The 25,598-nt window shown below is 38.5% G+C and carries 17 protein-coding genes; 7 read left to right on the top strand and 10 right to left on the bottom strand.

What is annotated here, in order from left to right:
* Positions 1-371: 371 nt before the first annotated feature.
* From BARBAKC583_RS06650 to rlmN, 4 genes are all read left to right on the top strand, one after another.
* A complete protein-coding gene (locus BARBAKC583_RS06650) occupies positions 372-677 on the top strand; it encodes a hypothetical protein (RefSeq protein ID WP_005768184.1) in 306 nt (101 codons plus the stop codon).
* A gap of 145 nt (positions 678-822) precedes the next feature.
* Positions 823-1,287 (top strand): PTS IIA-like nitrogen regulatory protein PtsN, encoded by a 465-nt coding sequence (gene ptsN, locus BARBAKC583_RS06645; protein ID WP_005768183.1) that lies wholly within the window; start codon positions 823-825, stop codon positions 1,285-1,287.
* Between the two features lie 532 nt (positions 1,288-1,819).
* A complete protein-coding gene (locus tag BARBAKC583_RS06640) occupies positions 1,820-2,323 on the top strand; it encodes an invasion associated locus B family protein (protein ID WP_035453280.1) in 504 nt (167 codons plus the stop codon).
* Positions 2,324-2,350: 27 nt separating this feature from the next.
* Positions 2,351-3,595 carry a dual-specificity RNA methyltransferase RlmN gene (rlmN, locus tag BARBAKC583_RS06635; RefSeq protein WP_005768181.1) on the top strand — a complete coding sequence of 415 codons (1,245 nt, stop codon included), beginning with the start codon at positions 2,351-2,353 and terminating at the stop codon, positions 3,593-3,595.
* Here rlmN and BARBAKC583_RS06630 read toward each other — a convergent pair.
* A complete protein-coding gene (locus BARBAKC583_RS06630) occupies positions 3,592-4,233 on the bottom strand; it encodes a LysE family translocator (RefSeq protein ID WP_005768178.1) in 642 nt (213 codons plus the stop codon). The genes rlmN and BARBAKC583_RS06630 overlap by 4 nt on opposite strands.
* Positions 4,234-4,417: 184 nt before the next feature.
* Here BARBAKC583_RS06630 and BARBAKC583_RS06625 point away from each other — a divergent pair, with 184 nt between their 5' ends.
* The 3 genes from BARBAKC583_RS06625 to BARBAKC583_RS06615 all read left to right on the top strand — a co-directional run bounded on the left by BARBAKC583_RS06625 (position 4,418) and on the right by BARBAKC583_RS06615 (position 9,081).
* Complete coding sequence (locus BARBAKC583_RS06625) at positions 4,418-5,641, top strand: argininosuccinate synthase (RefSeq protein WP_005768174.1); 1,224 nt, start codon at positions 4,418-4,420, stop codon at positions 5,639-5,641.
* 201 nt (positions 5,642-5,842) lie between these two features.
* Positions 5,843-7,504 (top strand): lysine--tRNA ligase, encoded by a 1,662-nt coding sequence (locus BARBAKC583_RS06620; RefSeq protein ID WP_005768172.1) that lies wholly within the window; start codon positions 5,843-5,845, stop codon positions 7,502-7,504.
* Positions 7,504-9,081, top strand: coding sequence for a peptide chain release factor 3 (locus tag BARBAKC583_RS06615; protein WP_005768170.1), 1,578 nt, complete (start codon positions 7,504-7,506; stop codon positions 9,079-9,081). The genes BARBAKC583_RS06620 and BARBAKC583_RS06615 overlap by 1 nt, the downstream gene beginning before the upstream one ends.
* Before the next feature lie 81 nt (positions 9,082-9,162).
* On the opposite strand, the gene trxA is transcribed toward BARBAKC583_RS06615, so the two are convergent.
* From trxA to BARBAKC583_RS06570, 9 genes are all read right to left on the bottom strand, one after another.
* On the bottom strand, positions 9,163-9,486 hold the full coding sequence (trxA, locus tag BARBAKC583_RS06610) for a thioredoxin (protein WP_005768168.1): 324 nt from the start codon (positions 9,484-9,486) through the stop codon (positions 9,163-9,165).
* 110 nt (positions 9,487-9,596) lie between these two features.
* Positions 9,597-13,064 carry a double-strand break repair helicase AddA gene (addA, locus tag BARBAKC583_RS06605; RefSeq protein ID WP_005768166.1) on the bottom strand — a complete coding sequence of 1,156 codons (3,468 nt, stop codon included), beginning with the start codon at positions 13,062-13,064 and terminating at the stop codon, positions 9,597-9,599.
* The gene (addB, locus tag BARBAKC583_RS06600; protein WP_005768165.1) at positions 13,061-16,204 is read right to left on the bottom strand and encodes a double-strand break repair protein AddB; all 3,144 of its coding nucleotides are present in this window, start codon (positions 16,202-16,204) and stop codon (positions 13,061-13,063) included. Before addB ends, addA begins: the two co-directional genes overlap by 4 nt.
* A gap of 174 nt (positions 16,205-16,378) precedes the next feature.
* Positions 16,379-17,872 (bottom strand): bifunctional tRNA (adenosine(37)-N6)-threonylcarbamoyltransferase complex ATPase subunit type 1 TsaE/phosphotransferase, encoded by a 1,494-nt coding sequence (locus BARBAKC583_RS06595; protein WP_005768164.1) that lies wholly within the window; start codon positions 17,870-17,872, stop codon positions 16,379-16,381.
* A gap of 65 nt (positions 17,873-17,937) precedes the next feature.
* Positions 17,938-20,412, bottom strand: coding sequence for a sensor histidine kinase (locus tag BARBAKC583_RS06590; protein WP_005768163.1), 2,475 nt, complete (start codon positions 20,410-20,412; stop codon positions 17,938-17,940).
* A gap of 544 nt (positions 20,413-20,956) precedes the next feature.
* On the bottom strand, positions 20,957-21,955 hold the full coding sequence (locus BARBAKC583_RS06585) for a complex I NDUFA9 subunit family protein (RefSeq protein WP_005768160.1): 999 nt from the start codon (positions 21,953-21,955) through the stop codon (positions 20,957-20,959).
* A 43-nt stretch (positions 21,956-21,998) separates the two neighbouring features.
* Positions 21,999-23,321, bottom strand: a complete 1,323-nt coding sequence (locus tag BARBAKC583_RS06580; protein WP_005768158.1) for a bifunctional folylpolyglutamate synthase/dihydrofolate synthase — start codon at positions 23,319-23,321, stop codon at positions 21,999-22,001.
* A 3-nt stretch (positions 23,322-23,324) separates the two neighbouring features.
* A complete protein-coding gene (accD, locus tag BARBAKC583_RS06575; protein WP_005768157.1) occupies positions 23,325-24,245 on the bottom strand; it encodes an acetyl-CoA carboxylase, carboxyltransferase subunit beta in 921 nt (306 codons plus the stop codon).
* Between the two features lie 271 nt (positions 24,246-24,516).
* Positions 24,517-25,236, bottom strand: coding sequence for a sulfate transporter family protein (locus BARBAKC583_RS06570; protein ID WP_005768156.1), 720 nt, complete (start codon positions 25,234-25,236; stop codon positions 24,517-24,519).
* Positions 25,237-25,598 lie beyond the last annotated feature (362 nt).

The following is a 25,598-nucleotide window of genomic DNA, read 5'->3' as shown; positions in this document are numbered from 1 at the left end:
TAAGTTTTTTTTATTTGTATGAAAATTTCTTTTTGACGATAAACCGGAATGAATTTTCCTGCTGATTGCTTAGAAAGACATCTTATGAAAAGATGATTTTTGTTGGTTTTTCGATTTGTTTTGTTTTTTATTTTATAGGAAATCTATCGTTAGATTAATCTTGTAATGAGTGATAAACGAGTTTGTTATGGATCTGCAAGCGTCTGAAAGGGATATGGATTGGTAAGTTTTTTTACAATCAGCACAAACGACGTTTTGGTGATGCCGTCTTGATATATTTTAGTCATCATACTATGGGTACAGTTGTTGAGCCTAGAGTGCACTATTTTGTATGGGGCATTGTGCATCTAAAAAAGAAGGCGTCGTTACACGTGTTAAATCAAACACGAAATATGCAGATGATTTTTAGTAATATTGCTAAAAAAGTAATCTCTTTTTGTGTTGTCATGATTTTTACTTTAAATCGCGTAATCATAGCCAATTTAAGAACATTATTGGGTTCTTATGCATGTCTCATTATTGCAGCAATCTTTGAGAAAAATTTTCTAAAGAAAAGTGATACTGCTGAGGTTGGGCGATTAATGTATTTACAAATGATATTTATTGTTTTTGCTGTGGTAGCAATAAATGTAACGGATCGTCTTCTTTTTCCAGGAGCAAATAATGATGATAATTGAACCAAGATAATATGGGCAGGATGTTATCATTAGGGAGTAAATATACATGCGGTGATGCAAACAATTGACGAAAATCTTTAGAATCAAAACTATTTATTTGTAGATTTTATGAGTGACATTTTAGTGTGTAAAAGGAAAATGAAACATGGATTTGAGTGAGTTAATTGCACCGGAGGCAATTATTCCAGTGCTTAAGGCAAATTCGAAAAAACAGGTTTTGCAAATTTTAGCTGAAAAAGCTGCTGAGTTAACAGGGCTTGAAGGGCGTGCTATTTTTGATATTATTTTGCAACGTGAAAAATTAGGATCGACATGTGTAGGGGGTGGTATTGCAATTCCTCACGGAAAACTTGCTGATATTGATCGAATCACAGGTATTTTTGCTCGTCTTGAAACTCCTGTTGATTTTGAAGCTCTTGATGATGAACCGGTAAGCCTTGTTTTTCTACTTTTGGCACCTGAGAATTCAGGAGCAGATCACTTAAAAGCTTTGTCGCAAGTTGCGCGTGTTTTGCGCTATTCTGGTATTAGCCAGAAATTATACAATACAAATGACGTTTCTGTACTTTACAATTTATTGGTTCATCACTCAGAATTAAGTGCAGCCTGAAACATTCTTAATGATCGACTGAACATAGGTTAAGAGAACGACACACTATGTTTTGAAAGTGAGTGATTAATTGGTATCGCATTGGAGCGCATTATATTTTTCTAGTGTACATAATTCTCTGTCTGTAATCATTGTATTGATTATGGTTAAAAAATTTTCAATTTAAATTTTATAGAGAAATTTTTACAAGGATTTACAATAAATTGTTTATTGATGACATAGGTGATTTGTGCTTGATTGATTAAGTCGTGTATTCACTTTTTTTCTATTTTGAAGTTGAAATGAAAAAAGATTTTTTGTTTTGAAAATGAGAAAAACGTTTATCGTATTCAAAAACCTGTATGTTTTTTGAAAAAAATTAACAAAATAAAATCAAAATATTATTTCGAAAATTTGGTTATTGAATAAAAAAAGTTCATGTTTTAGTAAGATCTAAGAGGTCACAATTAAGTGAAAGATCTGTTTTGGCGATATAATATGATTTCTATTAAAGAAAATTTTGTTGAAAAATAAAGAAGTGAGCTAAATGAGAATGTTTAAGAAGATTTTTGTCACTATATCTATGATGATTCTTGCAACTACTGGAACAGTATGGGCACAAACACCAAGTCGTTTACATCAGTTTGAATCTTGGGGAGCCTATTCTTATAAATCTGCAGAGAATACAATTTGCTATGTGTTATCAATGCCTTTAAATGCATTACCAACAAATGTTAGGCATGGCGATAATTTCTTTTTAGTGACTAAGCGTTTTAGTTCGCCTGTTTCATTTGAACCGCAATTTATGGCTGGCTACGTCTTGAAAGAAGGGTCAGAAGTTATTGTGACTGTTGGTGATAAGGTTTTTAATTTCTTCACGAAGGATTCATCGGCTTGGTTAGCGTCTTCAGGGATGGAAACGCAGCTTGTTGCAGCTATGCGTGCAGGTGCAACGATGAAAGTGCAAGCCGTCTCAAAACGGGGAACACGCACGACTTATACTTATTCCTTAAAGGGAGTGACTGCGGCATTGAATGCAGCGCAAAATTGTCATTAAGAACTTATAACCTAAAATTGGGAAGTAATGGCTATTTCGTATAACCACTCAATGAGTGCATGCCAAAAAATTAAAACAGATCAGGCGATGGTAAGAGATAGATTAAAGCAGTCTCAGTCTTTGATTGGTTTGTCGCATGATGAAATGGTACAAGCATTGAGGAGTATTGGTGTTCCAGAGCATCAAACGCGTATGCGTGTACGTCAACTTTGGCATTGGTTTTATGTGCGTGGTGTCTCATCTTTTGATGAGATGTTCAATATTTCTAAGCCGATGCGGGAGATGCTAAAAGATAATTTTTCTATTGCATATCCCGAAATTGTTGAAGAACAGATATCAAAAGATGGCACATATAAATGGCTTTTACGGTTTCCAGCACGTGGAGCAGGAAAGCCCGTTGAAATTGAAACAGTCTATATTCCTGGAGAAGGGCGTGGTACTTTGTGTGTCTCATCTCAGGTAGGATGCACGCTGACTTGTTCTTTTTGTTATACGGGAACACAAAAACTGGTTCGCAATTTGACCGCTGAAGAGATTTTGTTGCAGTTATTGTTTGCACGTAATCGTTTAGGCGATTTCCCTGGGAAAGATAAACCTGATCATTCAAGTCTTTCAGAGGAAAGACGTAAAATCACCAATATTGTTATGATGGGTATGGGTGAGCCGCTTTATAATTTTGAAGCGGTCAAAAAAGCTTTATTGATTGCTTCTGATGGCGATGGACTTTCTTTATCAAAACGCCGCATTACTCTTTCAACCAGTGGGGTTGTGCCTGAAATTATACGTGCTGGAGAAGAAATTGGTGTAATGTTAGCCGTTTCGCTTCATGCGGTGTGTGATAGTTTGCGAGATGTTCTTGTTCCTATCAATAAAAAATACCCACTGAGCATGTTAATGGAGGCTTGCCGTAATTATCCTGGTCTTTCTAATGCTAAGCGTATTACGTTTGAGTATGTTATGTTAAAGGACGTCAATGATAGTTTGGATGACGCTAAGAAATTAATTAAACTGCTTAAGGGTATTCCTGCTAAAATTAATTTAATTCCCTTTAATCCATGGCCGGGGAGCCATTATGAATGTTCTGATTGGGAGCAAATTGAACGTTTTGCTGATGTGATTAATAGAGCAGGTTATGCTTCGCCTATTCGAATGCCACGTGGACGTGATATTTTGGCTGCATGTGGAAATCTTAAATCAACTTCAGAGCGTTTGCGTAAATCAGAGCGTTTGCAGCTTGAAAGTATGATGGGCGATGATTTGAGCTCAATTTAAAATCTATTGTCGATCAGAAGACGTAGAGCAAAGCTTGTAAAAATACCCGCAACGATCCAATCAAGAACGCGCATATAAGAAGGGTTTTGTCTAAGACTCGTGGAGAGTTTGTGGGCCATAAAAACGATAGAAATTGTGACAGGTAGAGAAAGAGGGATATAAAAAAACCCTAAAAAGAGCAATTTTTGTGTGGCCATAGGGTCATTAGCATTAATAAATTGCGGTAAAAAAGTTATGTTAAAGAGAATAGCTTTGGGATTTAAAAGACTGGTTCCAATGCCAGCCAAATAGTTACGTTTGAGGCTTTGTTTTTTTTGCGGTTTTTCTTTTAGAGAAAATTTTGAGTGTGTTCGCACCATTTGAAAGGCAAGCCATAAAAGATAAAAAGCGCCAGCAATTTTAAGAAGAAAAAAGGCGATTGGTGAAGTAAAAATAAGTGCTGATAAGCCAATGGCAACAGATAATACCTGAATAGCAAAACCTGTTGAACTCCCTAAGACACACATAATTCCAGCTGTTGTGCCCTGTGCAATGGTTCGTCCCACTGATAGCATGACATCAGGTCCTGGTATGAGAGCGAGAACCAATGATGTTAAAGCGAATTCTATAAGAACAGACCATTCAGGCAAAAATGACATAACCTCTCCCCTTATAATAAAGAAGCAGTTGCGATTTACATCACCTCTCTTCCATTTTTTCTTTACGCTTTTTTATTTTTTTTTGCATCTTTTAAATGCTGTTTACAAAGAATTTATTTTCATTGCTTGCATGGTTTTAATTTGTGAGTAAAAGAGTAGAAAACAAGTATTGTAGAGCTTTAAAATGAACAAATGGACAGATGTTAAGAAAGTTGTTTTGGCCTATTCGGGGGGATTGGATACATCGATTATTCTCAAATGGTTGCAAAGCGAATTGGGTGCTGAAGTTGTAACTTTTACAGCTGATTTAGGTCAGGGGGAAGAGTTAGAGTCTGCGCGTCGTAAAGCTGAAATAATGGGTATTAAAGAGATCTATATTGAAGATTTGCGTGAAGAATTTGTGCGTGATTTTGTATTTCCCATGTTTCGAGCAAATGCAGTCTATGAAGGGGTCTATCTTTTAGGAACGTCAATTGCTCGTCCACTTATTTCAAAACGTCTCATTGAAATTGCTAAGGAAACCGGAGCTGATGCAATTGCTCATGGTGCAACAGGAAAAGGGAATGATCAAGTTCGTTTTGAACTTTCTGCTTATGCTCTTGATCCTGATATAAAAATTATTGCTCCATGGCGAGATTGGACTTTTAAAAGTCGAACAGATTTAATTGAATTTGCACGTGTGCATCAAATTCCAGTAGAGAAAGATAAGGAAGGTGAAGCACCTTTTTCGGTAGATGCAAATTTATTGCATTCATCATCAGAAGGGAAGATTTTGGAGAATCCTGCTATTCCTGCTCCTGAATATGTGCATATGCGCACTCTTTCGCCGGAGACTGCTCCAGATAAAGCAACGATAATCACAATCGGCTTTAAAAAAGGTGATGCTGTTTCGATTAATGGAGAAATGTTATCTCCAGCTACCTTACTGGCTCAATTGAATAATTACGGACGTGACAATGGTATCGGTCGGTTAGATTTAGTTGAAAACCGCTTTGTGGGTATGAAATCGCGTGGCATTTATGAAACACCAGGAGGAACCATTCTCTTAACAGCTCATCGAGCGATAGAATCCTTAACCTTAGATCGCGGTGCAGCGCATTTGAAAGATGAATTAATGCCACGTTATGCAGAGCTGATTTATTATGGCTTTTGGTTTTCACCTGAGCGTAAAATGTTGCAGGCAGCTATTGATTTATCTCAAGAACATGTTGAAGGAGAGGTTACATTGAAGCTTTATAAGGGTAATGTGATTGTTGAGGGTCGGCAAAGTAAAAAGTCGCTTTATTTTGATAAGTTGGTAACTTTTGAAGATGATCAGGGTGCTTATGATCAAAAAGATGCTGCTGGATTCATTAAATTAAACGCTCTGCGCTTACGCACATTAGCAGCACGTTCATCAGTATTATGAATAAGAAATAACAGTTTATGATTCTCATATTCTTTGTTCTATCAACATGAAAAAGATTAGAACTAAAATAATGAAACATAAGCTATAGAGTGAACAAAAATGGGATAAGAATTTTGCAGTTTTTATTCTGCTATTCTTGGCGAAAAAGTTCAACAACCATACACCTTGATTGTTAAAGAATTTAATATATAGGATAAAATCATGACGCGTAATCAGTTTGATGCTTTTGGTTTTACATCTAAATTAAGAGATGAAGCTGTTCAGTCGAAAGCTTGGCCGTTTGAGGAAGCACGCAAGCTTATCAAGCGTTATGAAAAGACAGGTTATCCAGAGACTGTTTTATTTGAAACAGGTTATGGACCCTCTGGTTTGCCGCATATTGGAACCTTTGGGGAAGTCGCACGGACGACGATGGTACGCCACGCATTCCATGTTCTAACTGAGGATAAAATTAAAACAAAACTTATTTGTTTTTCTGATGACATGGATGGTTTGCGTAAGGTTCCTGAGAATGTGCCTGACCGTGAAAAAATGGCAAATTATCTTGGTCAACCGCTCAGCCGTGTTCCAAATCCTTTTGGCGATGCATCTCCTTCTTTTGGAGCGGCGAATAATATGCGCTTATGTGCTTTTCTTGATCGTTTCGGTTTCGATTATGAATTTGCTAGCGCTACCGATTATTACAGTTCTGGCCGTTTTGATGAAGTCCTCCTAAAAATACTGGCTTCTTATGATGAAGTGATGAAAATTGTTTTGCCAACATTGGGGGAAGAACGGCAAGAAACTTATGCGCTCTTTTTGCCTATTTCTCCTGTTTCTGGAAAAGTATTGCAAGTCCCGCTTATCGATCGGAATGTTAAAAAAGGCACTGTCACCTATATTGAGCCTGAAACAGGTGAAACTGTTGAGACAGAGGTTACTGGTGGAAAAGTTAAGTGTCAGTGGAAGGTGGATTGGGCGATGCGCTGGAAAGCGCTTGGAGTTGATTATGAGATGGCAGGAAAAGATCTGATTGATTCAGTGAATCTGTCTTCTAAAATTTGCAAAGTGCTTGGTAGCAATCCACCCGAGGGATTTAATTATGAGCTCTTTTTGGATGAGAAGGGGCAGAAAATTTCCAAATCCAAGGGAAATGGTTTGACCATTGATGAGTGGCTAACTTATGCACCAACAGAAAGTTTAGGGCTTTATATGTTTTTAAAGCCTAAAACAGCAAAACGCCTCTATTTTGATGTTATTCCAAAAGCTGTTGATGAATATTATGCGCATCTTTCTGCTTACGGTCGCCAACAATGGAAGGAACGACTTAATAACCCTGTATACCATATTCATAGCGGTTGTCCTCCACAGGTTGATATGCCCGTATCTTTTGCTATGCTTTTGAATTTGGTTAGTGCTTCAAATGCTGAAAATGAAGACGTGCTTTGGGGATTTATTTCTCGCTATTCTAAGGGAACTAATGCGCAAACATGTCCAGCGCTTGATTTGTTGGTGAAGTGTGCCATTAAATATTTTGATGTTTTTGTTAAGCCCAATAAACAGTTTCGAGCACCTGATGATATTGAGCGCGCGGTATTAGCTCAAATCGATGAAAAATTAGCAAATTTGCCAGAAATTGTTGATGACAACGCACTTCAAAATTCACTTCTTGATGTTGCGCGTTTAACGGAACGTTATCAAGATCATAACAAAAAAAGTCCTGAAGGTGGCCCAGGTGTTTCAGTTGCTTTTTTTCAAATGCTTTACGAAGTTTTGTTAGGACAAGAACGAGGACCAAGATTTGGATCTTTTATAGCGCTTTATGGGGTTGATGAAATGCGGGCCCTGATTGCTAAAGTACTTTCTCAGCCTATGGGGGAATAATGGATTGTAGAGTGCAAGAAGTAAAGCGGCGGCGTACATTTGCTATTATTGCTCACCCTGATGCAGGAAAGACAACGCTAACAGAAAAATTGTTGTTGTTTGGTGGGGCGATTCAGCTCGCTGGTGAGGTTAAGGCAAAAAAAGATCGTATTCAAACACGTTCTGATTGGATGAATATTGAACGTGATCGCGGTATTTCTGTTGTGACATCGGTCATGACGTTTGAATATGAAGATCATATCTTTAATTTATTAGATACCCCAGGCCATGAAGATTTTGCAGATGACACATATCGCACTCTTACAGCTGTTGATAGTGCGATTATGGTTTTGGATGGTGCCCGTGGGATTGAACCAAGAACACTAAAATTATTTGAAGTGTGTCGTATGCGAGATATCCCTATTGTTACTTTTGTTAACAAAATGGATCGTGAGGCCTGTGATCCTTTAGAAATTTTAGATGAAATTGAAGAAAAACTCGCGCTTGATACTGCACCAATTACATGGCCCATTGGTATGGGTAAAGATTTTGCTGGTACCTTTGACCTTCATCATAATTCTTTTCGTCAACATGATGATGAAATAACTTCACGGGCGGTTTCTGGGCCGGATGAGGTTGCCGATTTACTTCCTGAATATCAGCGTTCCCTCTTCATTGAAGGTGTAGAGCTTGCCCGCAATGCTTGCAAACATTTTGATATTCAAGCTTTCCGTGAAGGACATATGACACCGGTTTATTTTGGTTCAGCTTTACGCAATTTTGGTGTTCGTGATTTGATTAATGCATTAGTCGATTTTGGTCCCAGTCCTCGTGATCAGATGGCAGATCAACGCACAGTCAGTGCTGATGAGCCAAAAATGACAGGATTTGTTTTTAAAATTCAAGCCAATATGGATCCCAATCATCGTGATCGTATTGCATTTTTGCGTGTGTGCTCGGGAAGGCTTGAGCGTAGCATGAAAACGAAGTTGGTACGGACAGGAAAGCCAATGACACTTTCATCTCCGCAATTTTTCTTTGCTCGTTCGCGTCAAATTGCTGATCAAGCTTATGCTGGTGATGTAGTGGGGATTCCCAATCATGGAACTTTGCGTATTGGAGATACATTGACTGAGGGAGAAGATATTCTCTTTAAAGGTGTGCCAAATTTTGCACCGGAAATTCTGCGTCGTGTTTGTTTGCATGATCCTATGAAAGCAAAAAAGCTCAAGCAGGCGTTGCAACAAATGGCTGAGGAGGGAGTTGTACAATTATTTACTCCTGATGATGGATCGCCTGCTCTTGTCGGTGTGATTGGTGCTTTGCAAATTGATGTTTTAACCGAGCGGCTTAAAGTAGAATATTCTTTGTCTGTGGGCTTTGAGCCAGCACGCTTTAATGTATGTCGTTGGATTTCTGCAGAAAGTAAAGATGAACTCCAAAAATTTCTCACTAATCATCGATTCGCTATTGCTTATGATTTGGATAATGATCCAGTTTTTTTAGCAGAAAATGCTTTTTCCTTGAATTATGAAGCAGAACGAGCTCCGAAAATAAAATTTGCAACTTTCAAAGATTATCAGACGCGTTCTGAGTAAAAGAATGATTCTTAAAAAATCAAAAAAAGGGGCTGCTTGTTTGCCCCCTTTTCTTTACGAAAAAAGTTATTATGCGTGAAATTAGCGAAGATTATCTTTAATCCATTCGCAAAGACGCCCTTTAGATGTAGCGCCAACCACATTGGATGAGACATTGCCATTTTTGAACATCAAGAGGGTAGGAATTGAACGCACTCCATATTGTGTGGCCAGTTCTGGATTTTCGTCAATACTTATTTTGGCGATTTTAACTTGACCTTCCATTTCTGCTGAAATTTCATCAAGTATTGGTGCAATCATTTTGCAAGGACCACACCATTCTGCCCAAAAATCAACCACAACAGGAATGGAGGAGGTGAGAACTTCATTTTCGAAATTGCTATTATCAATTTTTATACAAGTCATTGATTTATTCCTTTATATTCCACTTTTGTACATTGATTGGTATGATTTCGGTTTATGTCAAGTATAATAAAGATAAGTGATTATAGGCTCTTTTGGAAAGGATTTTTTACTTATAGAGCAATTTCATCAAGAAGCGTATCGAGTTTTTTAGGGAGAAGCGTAAAGATTTTCGCTCCTTGACTATAAATAAGAAAGGCCTGAATGGTTTTTTCGGGGTAAATAGTTTGCAGCATTTTTCGATAAAGAGCCATTTGTGACCAATAGTTTTGGGTAATCGCAGTTTCATCTTCTGGTGGAGTTCCAGTTTTGAAATCAGCGAAGAGAATACAATCTTGGGTGATACATAAACGGTCAATGCGACCAGAAATCATTTGTTCTTTACCACGGATTTTTACAATGCCCATTAGGGATACTTCGGCGCGTGAAGAGTCTGAAAAAAGTAATTTAAGATGCGGATTGTCTAAGATTGCCCAAATATCGTGTAAGGCATTGTTTTTTTTGGTATCATCCCAATGAGAAGCCTTGATATTAAGATATTGTTGAGCGTAATCTTGTCGTTTTTCAGGAGGGCAATCAGGCAAATATTGCAGCAGTTTGTGGATCAAATTACCATATTCGATGCTAAAGGCTTTGTTGGTGTTTTTTGCTTCTAAAATAGGTGAAACATTTAAAATTTTCTGAGCAGAGAAAAGTTCAATTTCGCTATCTGTATCCGTTGCAAAATTAGTAACGGAGGGTTTGAGTATTTTGGGTAGAGCTGATTCTGCAGGTATTTTATGATGAAAAAAAGCAGGCAAAGGTGGAAATTCTTGGCTCGCCTCACCAAGTATTTTCTGGTCTATTGGGAAGGAGGTCGAGGGGGTGATGGAATAGCGCCAGGCGGCAATATCGTCTGCGGGGCCTTTTGTGGGGACAGCATAGGGCTTAAGGGCATTTTTCACTAAATGTAACCACGTATTGGGAACTTCCCGTTTTTGGCTGTAACCGCAAATAATCAATCGATCCTCAGCACGTGTCATTCCTACATAAAGAAGGCGTCGATATTCTTCTTCAGCGCTTTCTTTTAAATGGGAAAGTGCTTTTTCAAAGGGCTTTGTTTTAAATTCCGCATTTGGGCGCCAGATAAACGCTTGTTTGCCATTTAAGGGAAGTTTGAAAAAGTGTGGCGCGTAATGTGAATTCCAGATAGCACTGCCTGAATCAACCAAAAAGACAACAGATGCTTCAAGCCCTTTGGCAGCATGGACAGTCATGATACGCACTTCTTCGTGATTTTGATCAAGTTCACGTTTAATTTCTGGTTCGTTTTTACTCAATGTTTCCAAAAAAGCTTGTAGCCCTGGTAAACCAGTCTTTTGAATCGTGAGTGTATAATCCATAAAAGCATCAAGAACTTCATTGGATTCAGGTCCGAGACGAGCAAGGATTTTTTGTCGTCCTTTATCATTATTGAGAATATGGCTGTAGAATTCAAAAACCGGTATTTGGTCAACCAAAGCGCGATATTTACTTAAATTTTCAAAAATTTCTTTAAAATAGTCATGTGATGATGCATGAGCGTTCAAGCTTTGCCAAAGTGATCCTGTGCGTTGAGCTGCCAATTGATAAAGTGCCTCTTCACTCAGCGCAAAAAGTGGGCTTTTTAAAACACAAGCCAAGGACAGATCATCTTTGGGATGCAAGACAAAACGTGCAAGCGCCATCAAATCTTGTACACTAATATGGCTAGTAAGTTGTAAACGATCGGCACCAGCCACGGGAATATTGCGCAGTTTTAGTGCACGAGAAAGAGCGGGTACAAATTGATCCCGTTTACGGACCAAAATCATAATGTCACTGGCACGGAGTAGACGCCCTTTTGCAGGAAGCATTTCGCCTTTTTGCAACCAATCGGCAATGGTTGTTGCAATTTTATCTGCTAAACGCACTTCAGGTGTATCTAAGTGATCAACCGTTGAGTGCCAATCATCAGGTAGGGTACTTGTTTGTTTGGAGATGACATCCCATACAATGACATCACCCGGGCTGTTCACCCGAATGGGTTCATGCACTGTTTTTGCATTGTCTGCTGAAAGTCCTTTATAATTTTCTGGTGTTTCAAACACGAGATCGACGCTTTTTAGCACATCAGCTGTCGAGCGAAAAGAATAATGCAGCTGTATCTTTTCAAATTTCTCGTTAACATGCTGTATCTGTTTTTGGATCATCCGTCCATTTTTAGCAAAATTTTCTGGTTCAGCTCCTTGAAAGGAATAAATAGACTGTTTTTCATCGCCAACGGCAAAAATAGTCCGTGTATTTGTTCGTTGACTGTCTCCTGTGAAAAATTCTTTCGCTAAAAGCTGAATAATTTGCCATTGTGCAGGATTAGTATCTTGCGCTTCATCAAGCAAAATATGATCAATACCATGATCAAGTTTATACTGCACCCATTGGCTTGCACCTCTGCGTTGCAATAGATGGAGTGTGCGTTCAATGAGATCATCAAAATCTAACAGACCATTGGCCTTTTTTAAATCTGCATAGATTTTAAGATAAAGAGAACAAAGCTGAAAAACAGCCATATTCAGTGTGACGAGTTGTACACATTGATATTTTTCTAACAGAGTAGAGAGCTGATTTTGTTTTTTTTCAATCTCTTTTTGAACAAAGGGCCAAATTTCATCTGATTTGTTAGAAAACAAACGTGAGAAATCACGTGGTTTCCCTGTTGTTGTCAAATAAATATTTGAAACAAGAGTGATGATATTTTCTTCATCAGATGTGCTCACTAATTGTAAAAAATCAGCAATGATATTTTTAGCTTTTGAATTGCCATTAGTTTGATAATATTTCATTGCATGGGGCGAGAGTAGGGCCGTTTGTTTAATTTTTTCTAAGAGCCGTTGGTGTGTTTCATCAACTGCTAAGTTGAAAAGCTGGCGCAACTGCTCCTCTCCATTTTCATAGAGAATGAAAGATAAGAAATCAGAGAATTCATGTTGTTTTTGAGTTGCTTCATGCAGCAATTGATTGAATGTTTCTTCGCTAATAATTTTAAACAGTTGTTTTAAAAGCGATTGTGCATCGTCATGTATCAAAAGTTGACAACGGGCTTGTTGTAATAATTTTTTACGGCTTATATCGTCTAATAATTCAAAATGACCAGCAATATTGGCCTCTAGAGAAAATTGGTGCAATAAAGCTTCACAAAAGGCGTGAATGGTCTGGATTTTTAGACCCCCTGGTGTTTCTAAGGCTCGGGCAAAAAGCTGGCGAGCATAGGTAAGTTTTTGCGCATTTACGGGCTTATTTTCAAGTCGTGATAAAATGGTTTGAAGTTGATGGTCATCCAGTTCACTCCAGCTGGAAAGTGTGCGAAAAATACGCGATTGCATAACAGCAGCAGCAGCTTTGGTATAGGTTAGGCATAAAATGCGTGCTGGAGGTGTCCCATTTAAAAGCAGGCGGATAACACGTTCGCTCAAAACATGCGTTTTCCCAGATCCCGCATTGGCAGAAACCCACACGCTTGTTGTTGGATGTGTAGCGGTTGCTTGTGCATCAAGGGCAGCTTGGGGAATAGAAAAGATTGTCATGATTGGCCTGCTTTATGAAGATCATTTGACCATTCTAATACTCTTGCTAAGTGATCATAATCCCCTTCATAACGGTTTTGTGAGGGGAGAGCATACGAGAGATAACCTTGTTGTGGATTTTGATAGTAGTTCATTAATGAGATAAGGCGTTTCCATGCTTCTTTACCAAGATCAGCAGCGCTTTTTTGATTTATTACTTTTTTATTTAGGATGATCGATTGTGGTTTGATCTTATTCTTTCCTTTAAGAGGAATGTATAATAAATTTAAAGGGGTAAGATCCTGAAAGTCTACGAACGCGCCTTGCATTAATAAAGCTGCTTCCAGTGCCAATTGTGGAGATAATAAAGTCAAAACCTGTGTGGATGAAGGAGGAGTGCTGATTTTAAAATCAAGAATTTCAGCCATTTTGCCAGGTAAAATATCAATACGATCAGCGCGTCCTGAAAGGGTTACACCTGTTGTGCCTATGGGTGTTTTTTGAGCCTCTACTTCAGCGTGTCGTTTTCGGGGGCCAAGGCTTTGTTCCCATTGAATAAGGAGAGGTGCTAGATTTTCAAACATTGGCCACCAGATAGCTTCGATATCGGATGGTAAGTTTAGTTTGTCAAATTCTTCACGCCCAATGGTCAATAATGTATCTAGCGCATCCGTGGCATGTGGATTTTTTATACGCGTGCAAAAGGCAGAAAGAATAGCGTGATAAAGTGTCCCTCGTTCAGTATTACAAGGATCATGGATAAGCGGTTTAAGCGGTTTGAGACGCAGGATTTTTTTAGCATAAATGGCATAAGGGTCCTGTCGTAATGTTTCTATTTCAGTAATTGAAAAATGACGTGGACGCATCTCGAGTGGTGGAATAGGGCAAGGCCGTTCTACAAAGGAAATCATATTTGTTGTGTCAAGAATTTTTGCCCAATAAAGCAATGTGTTTCCCCGTGCGCAAATTTGTTTCCAAACTTGTTGACCTATGACTGTTTCTAGGCGTTGTAACCAGCGTGAGGGAACAGAAGGAACGTGGTTAACCCGCGTAGCTCGGCTCATGATCACTTTATCCATTCCCATAGCCCATTGGAAATCATGTGCGGAAAGGCCAATACGCTTTTCTGGTGGTTCAAGAGTTAACATCATTTTCATTGGTCGTGATAAAAAAGCATCATTGCGGGTTGTAACAGGCCATGATCCTTCATTAAGACCGCCAATGACAACTGTATCAACTGTTTGCAGGCGTGATTCCAAGGTTCCCCAGATAAATAAACGTGAATGTCCCCCAGGGGCAGGACTTACAGAGCGGGTTGCTATGAGAGCTGAAAAAATAGCTGGCCATTCGTAAAGATGAAATTTTAGTCCTGATTGGTCATTGACTAATTCACGCAGAAAAGTTGATAAGGCCTCTCCTGCTTCATCCTGATAAAGATGAGCAAGAGAATGATTATCATCACGCCCAAAATTTTCTAAAACTTCAACAGTGGCTATAATTGTTTCATTGATTGTGCATTCTCTATCTTGTTGTATCAAAGAGACCAAGGGTTTTACAGCTTTTACCAACAGGTGGCAAAGCAGGCGTGCTTCTTCACTCTTTTGTGGATCAAGGCTACAATCATTTAAATTATTGGCATTTAAACTATTGAGTGTGCGTGTTTTGATCCATGTTTCAAAAAATTGATCACATGTGCAAAGATTAATGCGGCCAGTTCCACCTCGGAGAACAAAGAGCTCAAAATTTTCCACTATTTCACGTAAGCGGTGACGGTTTTGCTCCAGAGTTGTGAGTGGATGTTTGAGAAGAGAGAGAAACGCAATAGGGTCACCAGGTTTGAACAGATTTTCTAAAAGAAGCCGTAACAAAGTTGCAGGCAATGTTTGAGCAAGTGGTATACCCCCTGAATCATTGGCTTCAATTCCAAATCGCTGCAACTCAGCAGAAACACGGCGTGCTAAATTACGATCATTGGTGATAAGCGCTGCAGTTTTTTTAGGGTCTTCAATGGCATGGCGTAAAGCAATAGCAATAGCCAGAGCTTCTTCATGTTCATTGGTAGCTTCAATCAATGATAAATCAGCACAGAGATTTTCATAATCATCGCGTGTGATTTGTACCCATTGATCTGTCGTAGAGGCAGGTCTTAACGCTTCTGATAAGAGGGCAGCGCGTTTTTTTTTCATGCTACTTTGCTGGCCAATTTCTTTAACATGGGCGCGCTGACATTGCATAAGAAAGAGAAGTTTTTTTAAGTGATATTGAGGATGGCTAAAAGCAGCGGATGCATGGTTCAGGAAGTCAAAAGTTGTTGTTTCTTCATTAATCAAACCTAATGCGTTCCATTGTTCTTCATCCATTTGGAGATCAAGGTTTGGAAGAATAACAGCTCCTTTAGGCAGGGAGGCGATCACCTTTAAAAGATTTGCAATTGAAGGGATAGACCCTGTTGCACCGGCAGCAATAATTGGTTTATTGGGTTGTGTTCGGTATAAAATGTCTGCCTGCATTTTGAGGATTTGGTTGCGCCATTCAACTGGATTATTTAACTGTCTTTCTTTTAAAATATGTGGCCAATTTTGTGTAACAATTGTCAAAAAATCGAGAGTGATTTGCCACCATTCAGCAACCATATCAGGCTCAATTTCTTTGAGTTTTGACCAATCAGCAGATTCAGTTTCAACTTCATCCATCAAGCGTGCTAAATCTTGGGCAAGCCAGATCGCATCAGCTGTATTTGTAGGAATGAGCACATCTTCTGTTCCAAATATAGCACGTAGATGCATTGGTAATTTTTCACGCCAAGGGCGAATGAGACGCGCTAAAAGCAGGAGACGTTCACTCTCTTTGATAGGAGGATGAATCGTCAAAGCATTGGTATAATCGTCAGTAAAAAGGAAACTATCTTCATCCATATTTCCCAAAGGAAGGATTTTTGGCAAGAAGCTTGATTGGGTAGGACTTTTTTCAACAAAAGTTGCGCGTAAAGCGCGGGCAGCACGGCGCGTTGGTACATAAATGAGGGTATCAGCAAGAGCCGCTTGGATATTTCCATTAGGTGCAAAATCACGAATAATCTCTCCTGAGAGAAGGGCATCAACAAAATGAGGTAGAAACGGAGTTCCAGGAGAAATAGAAAATATACGTGGCTGATAGGTCATTTGCTTTGATTGTGAGTGTGTCAAAATTATTTAATTTACCGATCATTTTAATAAGTTTTACTGTATATTAGTTTTATTCACGGCAAAATTGAAAAATTGCATCTACATAATAGCTTTACCGTTATAAAAGTTAAGAGAATAAGCCATATAGGTAATGCATTCAAAATTGGATGTTTATGTTGTTTCTACAAGAATGCCAATTTCTTGATAAAAGCTTTTTAAAGGAGCAAGAATTGGGTGTGAAAGATTACGGGCAAGATAATCCTGCATATGGGGTAAATGTTTGAGATAAGACGATTTTCCATATTGTTGGTGTAATTGTACAAAAATGCCTAAAATTTTTGAAACACGTTGAGCACCTGCAAGAGCGTAAAGTTTGCGCAATTCATTTTCATCAAAAGGTTGCGGTGCTTTATGGCGCGCATGACAATAAGCATTGAAAATCTTCATCTCAAGTTCTGGTGAAATATAAAGACGTGCATCTTGTGCCAAGGAAACAAGATCATAAGCTGTTGGTCCTTTTAAGCCATCTTGAAAATCAATAAGACCAATGCGAGCCACTCCCTCTTTATTTGCACGCCACAGTATATTGGGCGAGTGATAATCGCGCATAACAAGGGTATTTTCTCCTTCAATGAGCATGTCAAGATAAGGTTGCCAGCAGGTAAAGAAAGCTTTCCGTTGTTCTTCATTTAAGGTTTTTTGCTGCTGAAAAGGTATGTACCAGTCTAGCAGTAATGCAAGTTCTGCTTGCATAGACTGGTGATCATAGCAAGGAATTTGAAGCGAAAATGTTGCAAATTGCTTTTTAAAAACCCATGATTTTTGATGGAAGGTAGCCAACAATTCACTACAAGCGATATAACGTTCTTCTATAGGATTGCCAGTTTGATCTAAAATTCCTTCACGTCCCAAATCTTCTAAAATCAAGAACCCCTTTTCAAGATCTTCGACAAAAATATGAGGAGCAGAAAATCCATTCTCTAAAATGATCTGGTTAATGCCTACAAACTGACGGATATCTGTTGCAAGATGCATTTTTTCTGCAAAGGCAGGATCAGTCTTTTGTGCCATTTGCATGATGGATGCATTCATAAAGATTTCTTGATGATGGTCACTATGCAAAAGTTCATAAGATCGTGCAGAAGCGTCGCTTGCTAAAAAACGACGATGAACATGACCGCGACCATGAGTGGTTAAAAAGGTGCGGATTGCAAGGGATTGTTGTAGACGTTCAATATCATGTGTTGCTGCTGTGATGGTGATATGACGTCCACAGTCTTGGTGTTGTAAACTGATAGCAAAAGTCGTGGGCCCTAAAGAATCTGCACCTTTTTCTGGCCATTCAATTAATAAAATACTTTGTTCACGTGCTTCGTGAAGCCCTAATTCATCAATTTCTTCTGCCATAGAGAGGCGGTAAAGATCAGCGTGAATAACTTCAAATTGTGGCAGTTTATAGTTTTGAACAAGAGTAAAAGTGGGGCTTGGTACTTCTAAATTATCATCATTGGCAAGTGTATGAATGATTGCACGTGCAAGAGTTGATTTTCCTGCTCCAAGATCACCTTGAAGTGTTACAAGATCACCTGGTTTTAAAGCAAGGGCTAGGTCTTGCGCAAATAATTTTGTTGCTTCTTCATTTGCAAGAAAAAAACTAAAATTCATAAAAATTTCCATTGAATTGGTGAATGAATAAGTGAAAAAATGGTTTTGATGACAAGAGTACAGACTTAAAGGATTATATCTCCCTTTTTCAGTGAGAAAAAACATTTAACTGTTGTTCCCTGACCTGTGCCGGTGAGAATTTCAACATATCCACCATGGAGTTCAACAAAGCTTTTGACAAGAGAGAGGCCAAGGCCTGCTCCAGCACGTCCACCATGATGTGCATGAGAAGAAAACCGTTTGAAAATCCTATCAAGAATATCAGATGGAATGTCCGATCCCTCATTATGGACACTGAAAACGATATGATTATCTTGTTTATGAGCACAAAATTCGATGGTGCTTGCTTCTGGGGCAAAGTTAACAGCATTACTAAGTACATTCACAAAGATTTGATGTAAACGTGTAGCATCCGCAAAAATGACATCTAAGGAAGGAGAAATGTGTTGAGAAAATAGAATATGACGCCCGTTGAGGTGTTCTTCTATGCGTGTTACTGCTTGTGCCATAGCATCAACAATGTTGACCGATTGTATATTTAATTCCATAATCCCTGCATCAAGAGTTGCAAGGTCAAGAATATCATTAACAAGATTCAAAAGTGTGTTAGACTCTGATTGAATATGGCCGAGATATTCGTGTTGACGTTCATTAAGAGAGCCAAACATTTGATCGCGTAAAATATCAGAAAATCCAATAATATTGGTGAGAGGTGTGCGTAATTCGTAGGACACATGTTGGACAAATTCATTGCGTAGACGATCAGTACTTTCTAAGGCTTCATTTTTTTCTTGCAGGGCACGCGCTATATGGACGGTGTCAGTAACATTCACAAAAGTTAACATTGTTTGTCCATTGGGGAGTGGCACGAATGTGTAATCAATAATCATCCCATTTCTCAGATCTATGCGACCTGAACGGGCATCGCGTTTTTCAGCAAAGCCTGTAATCAATTGGGTAAATTGCTTCCATTCTTCCCCGACTGTCAAGGCTGAGCAATGGGTCTGTAATTGCGTAATATGAGTACCTTCTACCAGTAAATTATAGGGTAAAGACCACAATTTTGATAAAGCAGGATTTGATAAGCATAGACGTCCATCTGTGCCAAAAACCACTACGCCTTCGGAAAGTTTATCAAGTGTTTCACCTTGTATTTTGATCAATGTATTATAGCGTCGTTCAAGATCAATTTTTTCTGTAAGATTTTCGTAAAGCCAGGTAATACCTCCTTGTGGGTGGGGGCGAGACATGACACGCACTGTACATCCGTTAGGAAGATTCCAAATTTTGGGGTTAGATTCTATTTGGTGGTGGCTTGTTAAAAGCTCTTCTTTCCATGCGCGCCAATCGGGATGTTCACCGATAAATCCTTTTTCGCGCAAACGCTCAAGAAGGAGTGTATGGCTTGGTTCACTCTCTAGAAAAGAACTTTCCAACGGCCATAAAATTCTAAAGGCATGGTTGCAAAATTTTAATTTTTGATTGCTATCAAAAATCGCCACAGCTGTTGAAATTTGATCGAGTGTTTCATGGTGGCTTTGAAGAATTTGTTCCATTTCATTGGTAAGATTTTTATATGCGCTGTCATCACGGGCAAAAGCTGCCATTCCTTCTTCTGTTGTGATACGTGTTAGGTGAAAATGACGTCGTTCTCCATTCACGACGGTATGAACGTGTTTTTGAAACACTGTCTTTGTCTCATCTAGTTGATTTGTTCCGTTTGTTTGGCTCCTCTCATTTATTTGATTTCCTTTATTTATTTGGAATTGTATTGTTTCATTGAAAGGATCAGTGATGGTATCACAGCCTTCTTGAAAATTTGTCATGTCTCGAAAAGCATTATTTACGAAACAAATTTTCCCCTCACTATTTCGAATCCACACCGGTTCTTGGATATAATCAAGAAGGTTGCGCTGTATTTTCAGCTCTGTGAGCATTCGGGTCATATCTTCCCGTAAGCGAATGTTTTCACTCTGCTGTTTTGAGAAATCTTGGAAACGTGCAATGGCTGCTGTTCCTGCAATAACCCCTGTAACTTGTAAGGCGATTTTATTGATGGTGGTGATAGAAAGTTCAAAAGAACAGCCATGACAACGTAATTGAGTCAGTGCTTGGTCAAGTTGTTGCAGAAAAGATTCTTCGAGCCAGTCTTCGAAACACTGAAAATTTTGTTCGTTTATTCCTGCCTTTTGTAATTTAGAAATATTGCCAACGATATGTGGTAGGGCTGTTGGGTGCTCCCAAATAAGAAGGTATTGTTCTGTTTCTTCTAAAAGCCATTCATATTGTTTAAGCTTTTCAGAAAAATTGGCTTGAATCACTTGTAAAGATTTCTCAGCATTTTTCTTTATGTTTATAATAACGGTTATGCATGTTAGCAAGGAAGCGCAAGAAATACTTCCGCAAAGTGCTAAGATAAGCCATTGATGTTCTGACCAAATAAAGGCCGATAGTAAGTGAGATATTGGTGATTGGGCAATAGCATGTATCGGAAAAAACAGCGAAAGAAAGCAAAAAATACAGGCAAAAATTCTGATCATTTTTAAGGTCTTTCTTTGGGATTATTGCTATCAAAATTGTGCACGATGCATCTCCTTTTACTTTTTAGCAAGGAAAGATTCTCGTAACAGTAACAATTTAACTTACAATGTTTTTGTCATGTAATCTCAATAAGATATTTTATCTTATTTTCAGCTGATCAGGATAAAAATATACGACTTTTTTGTCAAAATGGTCAATCTTGCGAAGAGATACACATATCTTCAGTTGGCCGCAATATATCAAAAGGATATCATTTTTATCGTTCATGGTTGTTATGATCGTGAGGTTATACCATACAGGTTCATCACTGCGTGATTGTCTAAAATTTTTTAATATAAAGAATCGTTGCTTAATGAGATCAGGAAAAATCTTATCTGTATAAGCTCAATATACTACGAAGATTTGGATTACAAAAGGAAGTATTAATATCTTTTCCAGGAAAGAGAAGGCACAACATAGATTTTACTGCTGATGTCTGTTATTATTTTCCTTTTTGGGGATGAAACAGATTTGGTTATAAAAATATCCGTCAGGGAAAATTGATTAGGTTAGTAAATTTTTAGAAAACTGTCCTTGTGGACGGAAATGCCATAAATAACTTGGCAAAATAGACGCCATAGTTTTTGGAGTAATGCCTACCCCTTCTAAAGTATATCCACTATCTATAGCTTTTTGAGAAACAATATTGTTTAGTTGCAGAAAGCGTATTTGATCAGCTGTTGTTAGTGTTGGCAATAAAGGTAATTTACCGATAATGCCCAAGATATCTCCAACACAAAGTCCTACAGAAAGTGGCATGGATAAAATTGTTTTTTTGCGATGAATAATTTTTAATATATTTTCAATGATATGCCGGACTGTAATTACTGTCGGCCCACCAAGTTCATAACTGTTCCCAAAGGGGATTTTTTCCTCTAAAGCACGCACAACAAATTCAGCAATATCGCCGACATAAATAGGTTGCAATTTATTGTGTCCACCGCCAAAAACTGGCATGATCGGCAAAAAACAGGATGCCTTTGCCAAGACATTGAAAAAACGATCTTCTGGTCCAAAAATGACAGATGGGCGCATAATGATTGTTTGAGAGTGCTTGTCCTGAACAATTTTCTCGCACATAAATTTAACGCGTGCATAAAGAAGCGATGCATTTTCATGAGCGATGAGCGTTGATGCATAAATGAGAGGGATACCTGCTTTTTGAGCTAATTCCGCAACATTTGTTGTTCCATCAATTTGTGTGGTTTGAAACTTTGATTGATTGGATTGCGCCAAACTCCCAGGCAAAAATACCACACCATCTGCTCCAGATAGTGCACGTGCAACAGAAGCACGATTCGTAACATCTGTTGTACACATTTGGGTTTGGCTTACTTCACCTATTTGTAGCATGTAATAAGCTCTTTGTGGACGACGCACAGCGACGCGAACGCGATAACCCCGTTTCGTTAAAGCTTCAACGACATGCCGCCCCACAAAACCTGAACCACCGAAAACAGTAATAAGTTTAGGATTTTGATAAAGTGTGTGATCAAGTTTCATAATTAGAGATTTTATCCATTAAAATGCCATGAACAGCAAATTTCTAGCATGGAGGTGTCTCATTGTCACGTAGAATATTGCCCGCAAGGTAAAGAGAACCACCAATAAAGATGATGGCTTCTTTATGTTTTAAACTGATTTTAAGAAGGGCTTCTTGAAGATCCGCTTGTGGGCTAGCCATGAGGCCTGCTTTTTGTGCTAATTCTGCTAAAATTTTTGGGCAGAGACCTGCGTCGCTAGAGGTTAAAGGGATTGTATAGACTTCATCGACAAGATTTTTGAAAGGACGAAAATAACCGACATTGTCTTTGGTCTTGAGCATACTAGCAATCATAACAATGGGGCGTTTTGTTTTTTTTTTCCATCGAGTAAATTCTGCTGCAACAGCTTTGCCAGCAGCAGGATTATGGCCACCATCGAGCCATAAATCTGTATGGGGAGGAAGTTGATTAACCAATTGGCCACGAGTCAGATGTTGCATGCGTGCTGGCCAGTAAAGATTGCGTAAAGCTTGGTTGATTGCTTGTTCCGAAAGTTGAAAACCTGCTTGGTAAACTGCTTCAATAGCAGCACCAGCATTGGCAATTTGATGCGCACCGATAAGGTTAGGAAGTGGTAGATCCATTAAACCATGGTTATTTTGAAAGACCATACGTCCATGTTCTTCATAGCTTTGGTAGTCTTGGTCAAAAATAGAGTAAGGTGCTTTGTTTTTATCAGCAAGGCTACTTAAAACAGAAAGAGTGACATCATGGTCTTGTTTGCCAATTATAACAGGAATTTTTGGTTTGATGATACCCCCTTTTTCAAAAGAAATTTGCGCAATTGTGTTGCCTAGAAAAGTTTCATGGTCATAATCAATAGGCATGATAAGGGATACGGCTGGATTTTTAATAACATTGGTTGCATCAAAACGTCCTCCTAATCCAACTTCTAAAATGATTGCATCAGCTGGATGGGTGCTAAATAGAGTAAAGGCTGCAGCGGTAAAAATTTCAAAAACGCTAATTGGTTCTTGACGGTTCACTTTTATGGTGTGACGAATGACCTCAAGCAGTTGATTATCTGTAATAAGTTGGCCGCCTCCTATTTGACCTAGTCGACAGCGTTCATTCCAATTTACCAAATGTGGTGAGCTGTATACATGAACGCAGTAGCCTGCACTTTCTAAAAGAGCACGACAAATTGCTGAAGCCGATCCTTTACCATTTGTTCCAGCAATATGGATAATAGTAGGGGTAAGCTTTAAATGTGGGTTACCAAGGCGCTTTAAAAGGCGGATGATACGATCTAAGGAAAGATCCAGCTTTTTGGGGAATAGCCCCAATAGATCATCAACCACCCTTTGCACATGGCTTGTTTCCATAATTTAAGCGGCTTTTGTTTTAGAAATCTGTGTTTGAGAGTCTTTGGAGAATGCATGAGAAGGTTCGGGCGCTGCCGGAAATTTCATCATCAGGCGTAAAATCTTTGCAATTGTAGCTTTCATATCCAAACGCGACACGACCATATCAACCATGCCGTGCTCAAGGAGATATTCACTGCTTTGAAAACCCTCTGGCAAAGTTTCTCGAATCGTTTGTTGAATAACACGTGGACCTGCAAAACCAATCATGGCGCCAGGTTCAGCAATGTGAACATCACCAAGCATAGCATATGAGGCGGTTACACCGCCGGTTGTAGGATTAGTAAGCACCACAATATAAGGAAGCCTTGCTTCTTTCATCATTTCAATTGCTACTGTCGTACGAGGCATTTGCATAAGGGATAATGTTCCTTCTTGCATTCGAGCTCCCCCTGAAGCGGCAAAAAGAACTAAAGGGCATTTGTCTGCAATGGCAGTATGAAAAGCTTCGATAATAGCTTCTCCTGATGCCATACCAAGTGACCCACCCATAAAGGCAAAATCTTGAACGGTAGCAATGATTGGTAAACCTTCAATGGTGCCTCGTGCACTTAAAATATTATCATCAACACCGAGCTTGGCCCGATATTCTTTTAATCGGTCAATATAGCGTTTTGCATCACGGAATTTTAATGGGTCCGTTACCACTTTTGGATTTTCAATTGGTGTATATACACCATCATCAAAAAAATGCATGAGACGGTTTTTGGCGCTAATATGCATATGATGACCAGAAGCAGGAATCACATATTGATTAGCTTCTAGATCTTTATGAAAGACCATTTCACCACTGGTAGGATCTTTGATCCACAAATTTTCTGGAATTTCACGACGACCTAATATGGAATTAATTTTAGGACGAACGTAATTTGTAATCCAGTTCATTTTTGTAGTCTCTCCTTAAAATTTTACATTTTGTGTGTGGTTTAAAGGAATGTAAGACTGAACGGTTGGGTTCATTTTACTAGCTGTATGGATGCTTTATTTAATTCTTTTATCAAAATATGTACAGCTTTAATTGCAGTATCAATGGCTTCAACATAATTCAAATCGCCTATTGCAACTTTTTAACAAATATTTCTAGTGTTGCGAAACTGCATTAAAGTTGAGAGAATTTTTTAAGAAAATACTTCTAAATTGATCTATCCGATAGCCATTATTTCGATGAAACGGGCACGGGGATATAACAGAAGAGCATTTTGTGTAGATATGTCATGAAGGCGGCTGCGAAAAGCGGTGTTGCTAAATTTAAAATGGGAATAGAAACAAAAAACGCTATTAACAAACCTCCACCAAATACTGTTATCCAGTGGGTGCGTAGCAAGGTATAAGCTTCTTTTTCGGATTGGAAACGATAAGCAGCAAATAAAAAATATTCACGACCAAATAGATAGCCATTAATAACATAAAAAGCGATCAAATTGATACCTGGTACGAAAAACAAGATAAGAGCGATTCCATTTCCTAAAAGGCTTAAAAGAACAAATTTTAGTGAAAGAACAAGAGAACAGCTAAAGGACATAGCTTGCCCTATGGGTTCATTTGGATAATCTTCTTTTTCAATAATTTCAGCTGCATCATCAATAAAAAAACTCCCTATCATAGCTGTGATAGGAGCAATCAAAAAGGCCATAAGGAAAACGAGGCCGACGTTAAAAATGATAAGCACACTTAGTCCTAGCCATCCTGCTAAATCCGGAAAATCAGGAAAAAAATGGACAGTCCAAGGCCAGAAATAAGCTATAAAAAATTCATATACCGATAGCAATAGGGCTATAAGAGAAGCACAAGTAAGTCCTAAAACTTTCAAGAGGATAGAACGATATTGCCTAGTAAAAAGGCGCTGTAAGGCACGGTGGGCGGCAGAAAAAATCATAAATGGTAAATAAGAAGAAAAGATTAAAAAACAAGAGATGGATTATGGAAGATTTCATATAATTTTTAATTATTTTGTTAATTATATGAATTAGCTTAAATTTGACATAATTAAAAATGCAAAATAATTTTAAAGTTTATATTGAGTGTAATTTTTACCCCTCTATGGTTGCGACGCATGAGAGTGATTTTGGACTTGCGATCACCAAGAAGATGGCCAATTTCGTCATTGAATATAATTCAGGAATAATCGATAATTCTTTTAAAATGAGAAGAAATTTCCTAATTTTTATGGAAAGTCCTTTTAGGCGGTATGTAAGATGTGTTTATTTGGGCTGCATCAAATTTCTGAAGATTATTTGT

The sequence above is a fragment of the Bartonella bacilliformis KC583 genome, assembly GCF_000015445.1.
Classification (GTDB): domain Bacteria; phylum Pseudomonadota; class Alphaproteobacteria; order Rhizobiales; family Rhizobiaceae; genus Bartonella; species Bartonella bacilliformis.
Note: the sequence above shows the minus strand (reverse complement) of the source record. Positions and strands in the feature narration are given on the sequence as shown.

Bases quoted from the DNA above. Each gene is read 5' to 3' on its own strand.
- ptsN (WP_005768183.1), top strand. From the start codon at position 823: ATGGATTTGAGTGAGTTAATTGCACCGGAGGCAATTATTCCAGTGCTT.
- BARBAKC583_RS06640 (WP_035453280.1), top strand. From the start codon at position 1,820: ATGTTTAAGAAGATTTTTGTCACTATATCTATGATGATTCTTGCAACT.
- rlmN (WP_005768181.1), top strand. From the start codon at position 2,351: ATGGCTATTTCGTATAACCACTCAATGAGTGCATGCCAAAAAATTAAA.
- BARBAKC583_RS06630 (WP_005768178.1), bottom strand. From the start codon at position 4,233: ATGTCATTTTTGCCTGAATGGTCTGTTCTTATAGAATTCGCTTTAACA.
- BARBAKC583_RS06625 (WP_005768174.1), top strand. From the start codon at position 4,418: ATGAACAAATGGACAGATGTTAAGAAAGTTGTTTTGGCCTATTCGGGG.
- BARBAKC583_RS06620 (WP_005768172.1), top strand. From the start codon at position 5,843: ATGACGCGTAATCAGTTTGATGCTTTTGGTTTTACATCTAAATTAAGA.
- BARBAKC583_RS06615 (WP_005768170.1), top strand. From the start codon at position 7,504: ATGGATTGTAGAGTGCAAGAAGTAAAGCGGCGGCGTACATTTGCTATT.
- trxA (WP_005768168.1), bottom strand. From the start codon at position 9,486: ATGACTTGTATAAAAATTGATAATAGCAATTTCGAAAATGAAGTTCTC.
- addA (WP_005768166.1), bottom strand. From the start codon at position 13,064: ATGACAATCTTTTCTATTCCCCAAGCTGCCCTTGATGCACAAGCAACC.
- addB (WP_005768165.1), bottom strand. From the start codon at position 16,204: ATGACCTATCAGCCACGTATATTTTCTATTTCTCCTGGAACTCCGTTT.
- BARBAKC583_RS06595 (WP_005768164.1), bottom strand. From the start codon at position 17,872: ATGAATTTTAGTTTTTTTCTTGCAAATGAAGAAGCAACAAAATTATTT.
- BARBAKC583_RS06590 (WP_005768163.1), bottom strand. From the start codon at position 20,412: ATGATCAGAATTTTTGCCTGTATTTTTTGCTTTCTTTCGCTGTTTTTT.
- BARBAKC583_RS06585 (WP_005768160.1), bottom strand. From the start codon at position 21,955: ATGAAACTTGATCACACACTTTATCAAAATCCTAAACTTATTACTGTT.
- BARBAKC583_RS06580 (WP_005768158.1), bottom strand. From the start codon at position 23,321: ATGGAAACAAGCCATGTGCAAAGGGTGGTTGATGATCTATTGGGGCTA.
- accD (WP_005768157.1), bottom strand. From the start codon at position 24,245: ATGAACTGGATTACAAATTACGTTCGTCCTAAAATTAATTCCATATTA.
- BARBAKC583_RS06570 (WP_005768156.1), bottom strand. From the start codon at position 25,236: ATGATTTTTTCTGCCGCCCACCGTGCCTTACAGCGCCTTTTTACTAGG.